Here is a 14,475-nt window from a genome sequence, read left to right as displayed (position 1 = left end):
ATTTGCTGCAACCTTGCTGCAGCATGAAACCAACCCTAGCGCGCTAATGCCGCTATGAGAATCCCTTGCGCAAAGAAAACCCGGCGAACCGTTAGGTCCGCCGGGGATATCCGTTCAGCTTGGCCGCTTTAGCAGATCAGCGGCGTTCGCCCATGAACTGCAGCAGGAACTGGAACATGTTGATGAAATCGAGATACAGGGTCAACGCGCCAAGGACGACGGCCTTTCCTGCAAAATCACTTCCCGCAACATAAGCATACTGCTCTTTCAAGCGCTGCGTATCGTAGGCGGTAAGGCCAGCAAAGATCAGCACGCCGAGGAAGCTGATTGCCAGCGACAGGCCCGAAGACTGCAGGAAGATATTAAGCACCGATGCGATGAGCAGGCCAAATACGCCCATGATCAGGAACGTACCCATGCCCGACAGGCTCTTCTTGGTGGTGTATCCGTACAGGCTGAGCCCGGCAAAGGCGCCGGCCGTGGCAAAGAAGGTCGTCGCAATCGATCCGCCTGTGTAGCGCAGGAAGATCGTCGAGAGCGACATGCCCATCAGCACCGCAAATGCCCAGAACATAGCCTGAAGCGTCGGCAGGCTGAAGCGGTTCTGGCCGAACGACATCGCGAACACGATGGCCAGCGGCGACAGCACGACAAGCCACATGATCGGCGACCCGACCATTGCGGCAGCATATCCGCTTGTGAACATAAGCAGAGCGACGATGCCGGAAAGCATCACGCCCGAAGCCATGTAGTTGTAAATCGATAGCATGTGACGACGCAGGCCCGCATCGAACACTTCGCTGCGGCCCTGGAGGCCGGAAAGGCCCGGAGACGCGCCGAATCCCGTCCCGGTGGGGCGAGGGTCGTTCCAGTTTGCCATTTTCAAAGCTCCGTTATGTGGTCCCAATGACCACGTAAACGGAATATCGGCGCTTTGGGTTCCGCTTTCAAGCGAAACCGGTACGAGAGACGATCAATCATTTGTAACGAATTGTTGCAAGCGCGCGAAAGTGGCTTAGGAGTTACCGCGTGCCTGCTTGGTCATTTCCACGCTGCGGTCTCGCGCGCCGCGCAAGGTATCGGTCATCAAGGCCACCAGACGCTGGTCCTGATCGAGCACATCTATGCCCACTTGCGTAACCCCGCCGGGGCTGGCGACGCGGCGCGCCAGTTCCGCCGGACCATGTTCGGAGGCTGCGGCCAGCATCGCGGCCCCCTCCACCATCGACAGCGCCAACCGGTCAGCCTGATCACGCGGCAGGCCCAGTGCTGCGGCCCCTTCAGCCAGCGCATCGATGAACCGGTAGACGAAAGCCGGGCCAGACCCGGCGAGTGCGGTGACCAGATCCATCTGATCTTCGCCGCTCAACCATTCAGCCTGCCCCAGCGGGGCCATCAGCGCATCGGTTTGCGCCCGCGCGGCGGCATCAGCCTCGCCCACCAGTGCAATCGGCGATTTGCCGAGCGCAGCAGCCAGATTGGGCATCACGCGCACGATCGCGCGCGCATGCGGAAAAGCGCCGCGCAAAGTGGCAAGATCAACGCCCGCCAGGATCGAAAGCAGCAGCGTTTGCGGGCCGACAAAAGGCCGCACCATGGCGGCGGCATCGGGCAACTGCTGCGGCTTGAAGCCCAGCAGGACCACATCAAACACCCCTTCCCCATCCGGTGCCGTCTGTAGGAGGCGCACGCCTTCGGGCGCGGCAGCAAGAAATGGATCGACGATGGTGAACGCCTCAGGGGCGATTCCGCCTGCCAACCAGCCCTTGAGCATAGCCCCCCCCATGTTGCCGCAGCCGAACTGGAGAATGGTCTTGGACATGGGCTGATCCTTGAATCGTGTGCCAACGCTCAATGGCAATGCGCCACCCTCACTGCAAGCTTCCCTGCCAACCCTAACCGCTCCCCCGCGAAGGCGGGGGCCTCGGGGTGTAGCACGCTGGCGTTCCGTAAACGGCCTGAGGCCCCCGCCTGCGCGGGGGCGCAGGCGTGTTACGTTTGGCCGTTATGCCTCGCCGGCAGCGTCAACCATCGCGCTGGAGAGCGCTTCGGACGGGCTCTTGTCGCCCCACAGCACGAACTGGAATGCGGGGTAAAAACGGTCGCATTCGTCCACCGCCGCTTCAACCGCCGCCTGCGCCTGACTGATACTTAGCAGGCCATCATCGCCCAGCATCAGGCCGTGGCGGTACAGCAGGACCGAGCCGTTCGACCAGATATCGAAGTGGCCGATCCACACCTGCTCGTTGATCAAGGCCATCAGTTCAAACACCGCAGGCTTCTTGTCATCGGGAATGCGGGTATCGGGCAGGCAGAGGATCTGCAGCACGTGATCCTCGACCCGCCAGATCGCGCGGAGTTGATAATTGGCCCATGACCCCTGAATTTCGCCGGTCACTTCATCGTCGGACACGAACTCGCACGGCCAGCCGCGGGCTTCGAAAAGCGAGGCAATCATGTCGACGGGCGCGGCGTCATCGCGCTCATTCTCGTCATGGCCGGTCCGCATCGTACGTCCCCTGAACACTTTGCTTGGGCCTCCTTGGCTGATTGGCTCGGCTGGTTGGCCCCGGCAGGACGATATGCCCTGCCTGCTGCACGCACCGTCAATGGGGGTTAATACCCCCCAGCGACAATCGCGGGTTAACAGGCGGTTGGGCAAAACTCGATAAGCTTGTGGGAAAGCTGTGGACAAGGGGTGAACACCCACGTCCACAGGCGGCGCTGCAATCTGCCTTACTTCAGCGAAAGGGTATCGACCGCTTGCCCAGCCGGGCTGGTCCACTGATAGCTCGAAACGCCGCTTTTCTTGAGCTTCGTCACAAACTCCTGAGCGGATGCTTCGCTTTCAAAAGGACCAGTGAGCAGACGGAAATTGCTGCGCCATGGCGACAGATACGGCTTTCGGCTGCGCAACAACTCGGGCGATTCCTTCACGAGGCGGCGCCACTCGTTATCCATCACGTCCTTGTTGGCACCGGTCAGCACTTGCACCCAGATGCGGCTGGGATGGCTGGGAACGGCTTTCTTGGCCTTGGCCTCTTTCGCCGCCTTTGCGTCCTTTGCAGCGGTTTTGGCATCCTTTGCTGCAGGCTTTGCCAGTTCTTTCGCAGGCGTGCGCGAAACATCGGTCGGGCCATCGGGACGCTCACCGCGCGGATCGGGCTTGGCCACGGGTTTTGGCGGCAGACGCGTGATATCAACCGCAGCAACGGTTGCCACACGCTCCTCGGCCGGAGGCTCGAAGGTTTTGAACATGGACGCGAAATCGGTCGGCCGGGGCGGCTCTGATGGGGCTGTAGCAGCGGGTGCGGATGCCTGAGGAGGCGCTACTGGTTGCGCGAATGAGGCTCCGGCATTGGCAGCGACGGCTGTCACCACGGGTGCTGGCTGCTGCGCCGGTGCCGGTACTGGTGCCGGTGCTGGTGTCGGTGCAGGCGTCCCAGCAGCAGGCGGCGGCGCACTGGTCGAACTGGCCACACGTGCAAGATCGAAGCTTCCAGAAGCCGGCCTCGCAGCTGGCGGCACTGGCGTGGGAGCGGCAGAAGGTTGCGCCACCGCAGCCGCCGTTGGCGCAGGACGGATCGGCGGCACGGGCGGACGCTGCGCACCGGGCGGCACGTCCAATGCCGACAGCACAACCGGGCGCGACGGCGTGACAGCAGGCGGCGCTGTTGGCGCAGGGGTTGGAGTTGGGGTCGGCGTGGCCGCAACCGGCACCACGGCACGTGGCGTTGCCTTGGCCAGAACCACCTTCTCGTCATTGCGGCCCGGACGGCGACGCTTCTCACGGCTGGGCTTTTGCGATGCCGAGGCTGCGGCTGGGCCAAGCGGCGCACCGGCGGGGATCAACCCGGCCTCGGCCACCCGTGGTGCGCGCGGATTGAGCATCGCATATTGCACCACCCGCGGATCATCGCGGCCCATGTCTGCCGCGCGCGGAAAGCGCCCGAAATTGGCCGCTGCGGCCTGTTGCGCCGGGGTAAGGCGCGGCATGTAGCGCAGATAGGGCGCGATGCCCGAAGCGAGGTCCTGCGGCATCGAGGCATAGGCGATGGCCACCGCCTCATCAGCCCCATCGGTTACCGCCATTGCAAACGTGCGGGTGCGCCACGCAGCGCGGTCCTGCTTTTCGATCAGCGGCGCAAGCAGGGCCTCCGCCCCGCGCCGGTTGCCCGATATGGCAAGGCTCATCGCAAAGCGGCGCGTGATTTCGTCATTCGGGCCACGGCTTAGCGCGACCTGATACCAGCGCTGCGCTCGTCCATTGTCGCCCACCAGATCATAGGCAAGCGCTCGTTCAGCCGCCATCGCAAAGGTATCGGCCCCGGCGCGTTCGGCTTCATCGAAGGCGCGAATGGCATCAACCGGGTTTTCAGCGGCAAGGTAGGCTTTGCCAACAAGCGCCTTGGTTCGCGCATTGCCGGGCTGAATTTCGTCGGCACGGGTCAGGAACCCGACGGCGGCCTCGTTGTCACCCAGCTTCAGCGCCGCCTCAGCCGCATCAGACAGCGCCGAAACATCGCGCGGATCGCTGGCCAGACGTGCCAGCGCAGCGTTCAGTTCCCGACTGGGACTGGGCGCTGTGGATTGCACCACAGGCCGCGAAACGGTGGCCGGGCCAGCCGGGTTCTTGCCCACTTGGGCCAGCACACCGGGCGACGACGCCACCAGCAGGAGCGATGCGACGAGGCGCGAGCTATATGCCAAGGGCCCATGCGCGAAGGGGAAACGTTTTTTCATCCTGCCGCGCTCAATACATCATTCCAGATGAAGCGGGGGCAACATGTGCCGCCGCTCATCGCAATTACTGGTTGTTCTGCCGCCCAAGGAAACGCGGAATGTTGAGCGAACCGCCATCATCCCCATCGTCATCCTCGCCCGCCTTGGTCCCGCGCGAAAGATTGGCCATCCGTTCGAACAGCGTGCTGCCCCCGGCAGGCTTGGCTGCTCCAGCATCATCCGACCGGCTGAGCCGTGGCATGACAGGATCTGCTGCAGGCGGCATTGCCGGTTGGGCACCGCCGAGCAGCAGTTCGCCAGCGGGCGCTTCCAGCACTTCTTCCTGCGCCGAAGTCAAGTCGAGCGTCAGATCAAACGGCTCTGGCTCGGGCGCTGGAGGAGCAGGCGGTGGCGCGAACGCCGCTGGTGCAGGTTCAGGCTGCGCGGGCGGCGGGGTATAGACTGGCGCAGCAGCAGCAGCCGCTGCCGAAGCTGCCGTGGGCACGGCGGGACCGCGCGATGTGCCGGGGATCGACACGGGGCGCGAGGCGATTTCGGCCTGTTCGTTGCTCTGTTCGATGCCGGTGGCGACGACTGAGACGCGGATCTTGCCATCCAGATCGGGATTGAACGCCGAGCCCCAGATGATGTTGGCATTGGGATCAACCAGTTCGCGGATGTGGTTGGCGGCTTCGTCGACCTCAAGCAGCTTCATGTCATCGCCGCCGATGATCGAGATGATCACGCCCTTGGCCCCTGCCATCGACACGCCATCGAGCAGCGGATTGGCAATGGCGCGTTCGGCAGCTTCAAGCGCGCGGTTGGGGCCCTCGCCTTCTCCGGTGCCCATCATGGCCTTGCCCATTTCGCCCATGACCGAGCGGACATCGGCAAAGTCGAGGTTGATCAGGCCGGGCATGACCATCAGATCGGTGATCGAACGGACGCCCTGCTGCAACACTTCATCGGCCAGCTGGAACGCTTCCTTGAAGGTCGTTTCGGCCTTGGCCACCAGAAACAGGTTCTGGTTGGGGATGACGATCAGCGTATCGACGTGCTTTTGCAGCTCTTCAATGCCCGAGTCGGCAGCGCGCATGCGGCGCGTCCCTTCGAACAGGAACGGCTTGGTCACCACCCCAACGGTCAGCACGCCCTTGCGACGGGCGGCTTCGGCGATAACCGGAGCAGCGCCGGTGCCGGTACCGCCACCCATGCCAGCGGCGATAAACACCATGTGCACGCCATCCAGCGCCCGCTCGATCTCTTCGAGCGTTTCTTCGGCAGCGGCGCGGCCCACTTCGGGGCGCGCACCTGCGCCAAGGCCCTGCGTGATATCGGGGCCAAGCTGGATACGGGTTTCGGCAATCGCATTGTTGAGCGCCTGCGCATCGGTGTTGACGACGATGAAGTCGACCCCTTCGATCTGCGCGTTGATCATGTTGGCGATGGCATTGCCGCCTGCGCCACCAACTCCGATCACCGTGATGCGGGGCCGAAGCTCGTCGATGGCCGGCGGTCCGATGTTGATGCTCATAGACGGTCTCCCAAGCGGGTCGCTGGATGGGCCACCGACAGTTTCCTGTCTTTGGCGCGATTGGACAATATCACATTAACCTGTTGCACATGCAGGGTTGTCGAATCAAAGGCGCACAAACCTTTTCCACAGGTTGCAACACTATGACGGGCCAAGTTTCCGGGCATTTTGGGCCGGAACGGTGGAAAACCTGGCTCAGAAGTAATCCTTCACTGCCCGCAACAGCCGACTCGGCAGGCTCCAGCCCTGATAGGCGCCGCTGGGCGAATAGGCTGGGCCAATGCTGCGAATATCGACAGGATCGGCCGCCGCAAACAGAATCAGACCCACCAAAGTGGTCGAACTGGGCGTGGCATGGCCCGGCGGCAGGCCCAGCATTGTCGGCGGCGATCCGATACGGACAGGGCGGCCGAGCGCGGATTGCGCATAGTCCGCAAGCCCCGGCAATTGCGCCCCGCCACCAGTCAGCACCACCTGCTGTCCGGTCTGGCCGACAAAGCCCATGGCTTTGAGCGCCTTGGAAACCTCTTCGGTGAAAAAGCCCAGTTGCTGCGTGATCACCGAAATCAGTTCAGCGCGCGGAACTCGGTTCTTGTCATCGGCATGGCGCGCCATAGGGCCGCCTTCGGGATCACCTGGCGCGTTGACCGGGATCATCTCGCGGTGATCGGCCGGGCTGGCGATGGCTGACCCGGACATGCATTTCAGCCGCTCTGCCTGATAGCGGCGAATGCCAAAGGCTGAGGCGATGGCATCGGTGATATCGCCCGAACCGTACTGGATCACCTGCATGCCTAGCAGCATGCCAGCGGCGTGGACCGACACCGTTGTCACTTCCGCCCCGAATTCCACCAGCGCAACACCCAGTTCGCGCTCTTCCGGCGTCAGGCAAGCGTGACCAGCGGCAATGGGCGAGCCGACCACCGTCTCTACATCAAGATGCGCATTCTGCACGGCTTCGCGCAAATTGCGGATCGGCGCGCCATCGGCCAGCATAACGTGGATATCGACGGCCAGGCGCTCGGCATGGAGGCCCTTGGGATTGGGCACGCCGTGCGCACCATCCAGCGTGTAGTGCGCAGGCTGGGCATGAAGCACGGTGCGGCCATCAGGTTCGATCACCTCGCGCCCGGCCACCAGCAAATGTTCGATATCGTCCTGTTCGATCCGGCGACCACCGATCTCTACCTCGACTTTGGCCGTGGTGCTGCCAAGGCCTGCGCCCGAACAGCCGATCCACACTTTCTGGATGCCGATATTGGCCATCTTTTCAGCGCGTTCGATTGCGTCGCGTACAGAATGGGTGGCGGCCTGCATATCGGTCACGTAGCCGCGCTTGATGCCCTGCGCCGCGCGGTGGCCCGATCCGAGCACGACCATTTCGCCTGTTTCCGAAAGGCCCGCGATCATGGCAGACACGCGAAAAGAGCCAATGTTGACGGCAGCAAAGACCTTGGTGATGCGCGGTGTGGCCATGGCAGCAGTTCAGCCCTCGTCCGCGCGGGCGGCAGCAGCAATGCGCTTGGCCTGCGCCTTGGCTTCGGCCACCGCGCGCTTTTGTTCGGCCATTTCATCGGCATGGCCGGGCACCCGCATGTAGATGCGGTCCGGCGCGCGCATATCGAAAGCGGCAACCTTGCCGCCAAGCAGGCGGTTCACTCCGTCCATGCGGGCAAAGCTCAGCAGCGCGCCAGCAGACTTTTCGTTACCTTCCGGCAGGGCCAGCACTTGCCCGGTCTTGAACGTCAAGTTCCAGCGGCGGTTGCCCACCCATTCAGCTTCGGCCACTTGCGGCTTAAGCGCGGGCGCAGCCTCCAGCAAACGCGACAGGTCTTGCACCCGCTTGCCCACGCCAAGGCCGTTCAGCACCAGCATGCCCTTGGCCCGGTCTGGCTTGACCGTTTCCAGTTCGGTGCCGGTATCATCGATCAGCACCAGCCGGTCAGGCTTGCGCAGCACCGCATGCGGATTGCGCTCAACGATATCGATCACCAGCGTATCGGGCAGCTTGCGGGATACGCGCGCATCCTTGACCCACGAAATCGCGTTCAATTCCTCGCGCAGCCCAGCCAGATCGAGCGTGGTCATCGCGCGGTCATTCTGGCCGAGGACCTTTTCGTAGATCTTCTGCTCGTTCATGCGGTTCACGCCGCGCACTTCAAGATGGCTCACCTTGAACCCGGCGTCAGATGCAATCAGCGCGGCCTGTTCGGATGCCAGCGCGGGCACGCCTGCCATAGCAGCAACCGTCCAGATGATCGCGGCGGTCACGGCAAGGATCAGCGCCATCACGATCTTGTGCAGCGTATCTTCGCTGAACGGCATCCACGCCATCACACTGTCAAACAGCGATCCAGTCTGTTTGCGCGCGGTCTGGACCTTGCGCTGGGTCGTGCGCGCTGCTGCTGCGCGCCGCACGCCCTTGCCGCCACCACGCTTGATCGTTTGCGCCATGGTTCAGCCCTTTCCTGCATCTTTCATGGCCTCGGCAATGATCGCCTCGACCAGATCGGGATAGTCCATGCCCAAGGCCTTGGCCTGTTCGGGCACAAGGCTCAATGGGGTCATTCCAGGCTGCGTGTTCACTTCCAGCAGGAAAAGTCCGTCGACACCTTGCATGTCATCCCAGCGGAAGTCGGAACGGCTCGTGCCCTTGCACCCCAGCAACTGGTGTGCGCGCAGGGCAATCTGCTTGCAGGCTTCGGTGATGTCCTCGGGAATATCAGCCGGGCAGATATGATCGGTCATGCCATCGGTATACTTGGCATCAAAATCGTAGAAGCCCGATTTGGGGCGCAGTTCGGTGACCAGCAGTGCGCGATCACCGATGACGGCGGTGGTCAGCTCGCGCCCCCGGATGAAAGGTTCGGCAAGAAGCTGGCCGAATTCCTGCCACGGACCTTGGCTGTCGGCGCTGATCGGATTGCCATAATTGCCATCGGCGGTAACGATGGCGACGCCAACCGACGAGCCTTCGTTCACCGGCTTGAGCACGTAGGGGCGCGGCAGCGGATCGGCCTTGTATAGGTCCGCCGTCTTGACCATGCGCCCGCCCGGCATGGGGATGCCGTGGGGGACAAGCGCCAGCTTGGTCAGTTCCTTGTCGATGGCGATCACCGATGTGGCGAGGCCCGAATGGGTATAAGCAAGGCCCATGATGTCCATCAGGCCCTGAATCGAGCCGTCCTCTCCGGGCGTGCCGTGGAGCGCGTTGAACACCACATCGGGCTTGGCTTCAGACAGACGCAGAGCCACGTCGCGGTCCATGTCGATGCGTGTGACGCGATAACCCTTGGATTCCAGCGCCTTGGCCACGCCCTCGCCCGACATGAGGCTGACAGGCCGTTCGCTCGACCAGCCGCCCATCAGCACGGCAACGTGGAGTTTTCCGAGAGTCACTTGCGACCGATCCTTCTGATTTCCCATTCGAGATCCACGCCTGCGCTGTCTTTCACCCGGCGGCGGACTTCCTCGCCCAGTCCCTCGATCTCAGCGCTGGTGGCAGTGCCGGTGTTGATGAGGAAGTTGGTGTGTTTTTCACTGACTTGTGCGCCGCCCATCGTCAGGCCCCGGCACCCGGCCTTGTCGACCAGTTCCCACGCCTTCGCACCATCCGGGTTCTTGAAAGTGGAACCGCCGGTCTTGGAGCGCAGCGGCTGCGAGGCTTCGCGCGCGGCGCTGATGCGGTCCATCTCGGCCTGAATCGCCGCAGGTTCGCCCGGTTCGCCCTGAAACCGCGCGGCGATTACGATGCAGCCGTCGGTCAGGTCGGAATGGCGGTAGGTGTAGCCCAGTTCGGACAGCGGCAGCGTCACGATCTCGCCCGAGCGGATCACCACGTCGCAATCCACCAGCACATCCTTGACCTCGCGGCCATAAGCCCCGCCATTCATGCGCACGAAACCGCCCACAGTGCCGGGGATGGAGCGCAGGAATTCAAGGCCTGCAATGCCGTTGTCGCGCGCGGTGGAAGAAACAAGGATGCCGCTGGCCCCGCCGCCGCAGTTTAGTGTGGTTTCGGCAGTGCGTTCAACCTTGGCGAAGGCCTTGCCAAGGCGGATGACTACCCCCGGAACGCCACCATCGCGCACGATCAGGTTGGAGCCAAGACCCAGCGCCATGACGGGAACGTCAGGGGCTAGGCCTGCGAGAAAGTCTTGCAGGTCGGCTACGTCCTTGGGTTCAAACAGCCAGTCGGCCGTGCCGCCGGACTTGAACCATACCAACGGGGCGAGCGGGGCGTTGGGCGTGAGTTTGCCCCTGACCCCGTTCGTGTCGAGCGAAGTCGAGACACTGGGCGCAGTGTTTTGCGTGTCTCGACTACGCTCGACACGAACGGAGGTGGGGGGCGTGCTCAAACCGCAGCCCTCTCAGCCGCAATCGCATCGGCCAGACCCGCTGCCCATTTGGTGATGTCGCCCGCACCGAGGCAGACGACCATGTCACCCGCCTGCACGGTGGCGGCAAGCTCCGTGGCCAGCTCAGCAGGCCCGGCAATCAGGTGCGCACTGCGGTGCCCGCGCGCCTTGACGCCTTCGACCATCGCGGCGCTGTCCACGCCTTCGATGGGCGCTTCGCCCGCAGGATAGACCGGCGCGGCATAGACCACGTCGGCATCGTTGAAAGCGCCCTGAAACTCTTCCATGTGATCGCGCAACCGGGTGAAGCGGTGCGGCTGGACGACTGCGATGACGCGGCCCTGAACGCCCTCACGCGCAGCAGCGAGCACAGCGCGAATTTCGACCGGGTGGTGGCCGTAATCGTCGATGACGGTGACGCCCTCTACTTCACCCACCTTCGTAAAGCGACGCTTGACCCCGCCGAACTTGGCAAAGCCGGTGCAGATGAGATCGTCCGACACGCCCATTTCCGCAGCGACCGCCACGGCGGCGAGCGCATTCTGCACGTTGTGCCGCCCGGGCATCGGCAGTTCGAGGCCCTCGATCCGGCGGAACGAGCCATCGCGCTGGCGCAGCAGCACATCGAAACGGTTGCCGCCCGGGATCGGCGTTACCGCCTCACCGCGCACATCGGCCTGCGCGGAAAAGCCGTAAGTTACCACGCGACGGTCGCGCACCTTGGGGATGATAGCCTGCACTTCAGGGTGATCGATGCACAGCATGGCCGCGCCATAAAACGGCACATTTTCAATGAATTCGACGAAGGCGGACTTCACCTTGTCGAAACTGCCGTAGTGATCGAGGTGTTCGGGATCGATGTTTGTGACCACGGCCAGCGTGCCGTCGAGCCGCAGGAACGAACCGTCGCTTTCGTCAGCCTCAACCACCATCCACTCGCTGTCACCGAGCCGCGCATTGGAGCCATAGGAGTTGATGATGCCGCCGTTGATCACGGTCGGGTCTACGCCGCCTGCATCAAGCAGGCACGCGATCATCGATGTGGTGGTGGTCTTTCCGTGGGTGCCAGCCACAGCCACCGTGTTCTTGAGCCGCATGAGTTCGGCAAGCATTTCGGCCCGGCGCACCACCGGAATACGGTTTTCCAGCGCGGCGACGACTTCGGGATTGTCACGCTTCACCGCAGTAGAGGTGACGACCACGGCCACGCCTGCGACGTTCTCCGCCGCCTGCCCGATCATCACCGTGATGCCGCGCTGGCGCAGGCCGTCGACCACATAGCTTTCGGCCATGTCCGACCCCTGCACCGCATAGCCCATGTTGTGCATCACTTCGGCAATGCCCGACATGCCAATCCCGCCGATGCCGACAAAGTGGATCGTGCCGATTTCAGTGCCGACGCCCTTCACTTGGCTTCTCCGTTTGCGTGCGCGCGCTTTGCCAGTTGCTTCTGCCCTGACGGAACGGTGCTGCGCGTATTGACGCGGATCACGTCCATGATCGGATCACCGCCAAAGCCTTCGACCAAGTCGGCCAGATCGGTGACGGCATTGGGCAAGCCGCAGTTCCATGCAGCGTGCGCCGCATTGGCAAGCGTTTGTGGGTGCTGGGCCATGACTTGAATCTGCTTGGCCAGTTCCTTGGGCGTAAAGCCGGTCTGACGGATCGCACGCGCGCCGCCTGCCGCCACCATCTCGCGCGTGTTGGCGGCTTGATGATCATCCGTGGCGATGGGAAGCGGGATCAGGATGGCCGGGCGGCCCACGGCGGTCAGTTCGGCAATGGTCGAAGCCCCGGCGCGGCCGATAAACAGATGCGCGCCTGCCAGACGGGCCTGCATGTCTTCAAAATAGGTGCCAAGTTCGGCCGGAATCTCGTGCGTGGCATAGCGTGCGCGCACGGTTTCAAGGTCCTCAGGGCGGCACTGCTGCGTCACCTGCAAGCGGTGGCGCAACGCGGGTGGCAGCATCGCCAGGCCATCGGGCACAACCTCCGACAGGATCGATGCGCCCTGACTGCCACCAGTCACCAACACACGAAACAGGCTGTCTTCGGTAAATTCCGGGAAAGCCTCACCGCGCAAGACCAGCACTTCGGGCCTCACCGGATTGCCCACACGGTGGACTTTGCCCCACAGCTTGGGATCGAGCCGGTCAACCTCTCCATATGCTGTGGCGATGGCATCAACCCGGCCCGAGAGGAAGCGGTTGACCCGGCCCAGCACGGCGTTCTGTTCGTGGATTACCGTTGGGATCTTCGCCGAACGCGCGGCCAGCAAGGCAGGCAGTGCCGGGTATCCCCCGAAGCCAACAACGCAGGAAGGCTGAAAGCTTTCAAACAGGCGCAGCGCCATAGCCCGGCCCTGCCAGATGGCGCGCAACCCCTTGGCCAGCGCAACAGGGTTTGTCGCCAGACGCCCGGCGGGAAGCACATGGGCGGGCATGAAATCGGGCTTTCCGGGGATCATCGCCCCGCGTTCATCCGTGACCAGCGCAACATGGTGCCCGCGCCGATCCAGCTCGATCGCCAAGGCAAAAGCGGGGATCAGGTGGCCGCCGGTGCCGCCAGCTGCCAGCACGAAATGCCGGGAAACGCCGATGGCGGGATTGGGGGCGTTCATTTGCGCACCAGTTCTGCAATGTCGAACTTCTCGCGCGACAGGTAGGGATTGCGGCGCGTGATCGCCAGCAGCAGTCCAACGCCAAGAAGAAGCGCAATCGTGGATGATCCGCCATAGCTGATAAGCGGCAAGGTCATGCCTTTCGAAGGGAACAGTTGCACGTTTACAAGGATGTTGATGAACGCCTGCCCTACCAGTTGCGCGGTCAACCCAGCAGCGGCAAGGATCGTGAACATGTCATCCTCGTCAAGCAGGCGCATCAGCACGCGCAGCGCGATTGCACAATAGATCAGGACGATGACCGCACAGGCAATCAGCCCGAATTCCTCACCGATCACCGAAAAGATATAGTCGGTATGCGCTTCGGGCAGGGCATTCTTGCGACTGCCCAACCATAGGCCGGTCCCGCTCCACCCGCCGTTGGTCAGCGTGCGCATGGCCAGATCGACCTGATCGAATTCGCTACCGCCCGAAATGAAGCTGTCGATCCGGTTGGTGGCGTTGGGGTAGAACAAATAGGCGGCCACAAACGCAAGGACGCCACCGCCAATGGACCAGCCAATCTTGCTGACCGAAAGGCCCGACAGCAGCACCAGCACAAACCAAACGCCGCCAAACAGCACGGTCGAACCAAAATCAGGCTGCGCCATCAGCAAGGCCCCAACCAGCCCCATGATGCCGACCGTTACAGGGATCACCGGAATATTGGGATCGCGCACCCGCCATGACAGGATCCAGGCCAGCGCGATGGCAAAACCGGGCTTGAGAAATTCGGACGGTTGCAGGCTGAAACCCAGCCACAGCCAGCGCCGTGCGCCCTTCACTTCGCTGCCCACCAGCGGCACCAGCAGCAGGCCGATCACCATTGCCACCGCCAGCAGGATAGCCGCGCGCCGCGCCGCCTCCTTGGGCAGGACCGATGCAAAGAACATCGCCACCAACCCCACCGCCACCCACCGCAGATGAATCCAGAAGAAATAGAGATCGCCCAAGGACTTCTTGGCCGTGGACAGGCGCTGCGCGCTGGCCGGAGACGATGCTGCCACTGCGATGCAGCCAATTGCCACGAGCGACAGGATCAGCGTCAGCAGCACACGATCAATCTCGCGCCACCAGATCAGCAACTCGCTGCGGCGGCTCCGGCGAAAGCGCGCGCCATGGCCCACCACGCGCACGCCGCCATCAGGCGTGGGTGTGGTGACCAGACGGGTGGGCGTTGGCGCAGTGCTCATAGGCCAGTG

At 63.1% G+C, this 14,475-nt stretch carries 12 protein-coding genes; all 12 read right to left on the bottom strand.

Features of this window, described 5'->3' with window-relative positions:
• Window positions 1-136 precede the first annotated feature (136 nt).
• The 12 genes from AC2A1F_RS02520 to AC2A1F_RS02465 all read right to left on the bottom strand — a co-directional run bounded on the left by AC2A1F_RS02520 (window position 137) and on the right by AC2A1F_RS02465 (window position 14,466).
• Window positions 137-880: a Bax inhibitor-1/YccA family protein gene (locus AC2A1F_RS02520; RefSeq protein ID WP_484207193.1), complete on the bottom strand. Its 744-nt coding sequence runs from the start codon at window positions 878-880 to the stop codon at window positions 137-139.
• A gap of 135 nt (window positions 881-1,015) precedes the next feature.
• A complete protein-coding gene (gene proC, locus AC2A1F_RS02515) occupies window positions 1,016-1,822 on the bottom strand; it encodes a pyrroline-5-carboxylate reductase (protein ID WP_484207192.1) in 807 nt (268 codons plus the stop codon).
• Window positions 1,823-2,005: 183 nt separating this feature from the next.
• Window positions 2,006-2,509, bottom strand: a complete 504-nt coding sequence (locus tag AC2A1F_RS02510; RefSeq protein ID WP_484207191.1) for a type III secretion system chaperone family protein — start codon at window positions 2,507-2,509, stop codon at window positions 2,006-2,008.
• 227 nt (window positions 2,510-2,736) lie between these two features.
• Window positions 2,737-4,710, bottom strand: coding sequence for an SPOR domain-containing protein (locus AC2A1F_RS02505; RefSeq protein ID WP_484207190.1), 1,974 nt, complete (start codon window positions 4,708-4,710; stop codon window positions 2,737-2,739).
• Window positions 4,711-4,807: 97 nt separating this feature from the next.
• Window positions 4,808-6,256, bottom strand: a complete 1,449-nt coding sequence (gene ftsZ, locus AC2A1F_RS02500) for a cell division protein FtsZ (RefSeq protein WP_484207189.1) — start codon at window positions 6,254-6,256, stop codon at window positions 4,808-4,810.
• 195 nt (window positions 6,257-6,451) lie between these two features.
• Window positions 6,452-7,732, bottom strand: a complete 1,281-nt coding sequence (gene ftsA / locus AC2A1F_RS02495; RefSeq protein WP_484207188.1) for a cell division protein FtsA — start codon at window positions 7,730-7,732, stop codon at window positions 6,452-6,454.
• A gap of 9 nt (window positions 7,733-7,741) precedes the next feature.
• Complete coding sequence (locus tag AC2A1F_RS02490) at window positions 7,742-8,710, bottom strand: cell division protein FtsQ/DivIB (protein WP_484207187.1); 969 nt, start codon at window positions 8,708-8,710, stop codon at window positions 7,742-7,744.
• A 3-nt stretch (window positions 8,711-8,713) separates the two neighbouring features.
• On the bottom strand, window positions 8,714-9,655 hold the full coding sequence (locus tag AC2A1F_RS02485) for a D-alanine--D-alanine ligase (protein WP_484207186.1): 942 nt from the start codon (window positions 9,653-9,655) through the stop codon (window positions 8,714-8,716).
• Window positions 9,652-10,482: a UDP-N-acetylmuramate dehydrogenase gene (gene murB, locus AC2A1F_RS02480; RefSeq protein ID WP_484208151.1), complete on the bottom strand. Its 831-nt coding sequence runs from the start codon at window positions 10,480-10,482 to the stop codon at window positions 9,652-9,654. The genes AC2A1F_RS02485 and murB overlap by 4 nt, the downstream gene beginning before the upstream one ends.
• Before the next feature lie 128 nt (window positions 10,483-10,610).
• Complete coding sequence (gene murC / locus AC2A1F_RS02475; RefSeq protein WP_484207185.1) at window positions 10,611-12,023, bottom strand: UDP-N-acetylmuramate--L-alanine ligase; 1,413 nt, start codon at window positions 12,021-12,023, stop codon at window positions 10,611-10,613.
• On the bottom strand, window positions 12,020-13,234 hold the full coding sequence (gene murG / locus AC2A1F_RS02470; RefSeq protein ID WP_484207184.1) for an undecaprenyldiphospho-muramoylpentapeptide beta-N-acetylglucosaminyltransferase: 1,215 nt from the start codon (window positions 13,232-13,234) through the stop codon (window positions 12,020-12,022). The genes murC and murG overlap by 4 nt, the downstream gene beginning before the upstream one ends.
• Window positions 13,231-14,466 carry an FtsW/RodA/SpoVE family cell cycle protein gene (locus tag AC2A1F_RS02465; protein ID WP_484207183.1) on the bottom strand — a complete coding sequence of 412 codons (1,236 nt, stop codon included), beginning with the start codon at window positions 14,464-14,466 and terminating at the stop codon, window positions 13,231-13,233. Before AC2A1F_RS02465 ends, murG begins: the two co-directional genes overlap by 4 nt.
• Between the last annotated feature and the right edge of the window lie 9 nt (window positions 14,467-14,475).

It is taken from the genome of Novosphingobium sp. HNCC26BN242 (assembly GCF_057180525.1).
The sequence above is the reverse complement of the archived record's forward strand: the minus strand, read 5'-3'. Positions and strand labels throughout refer to the sequence as shown.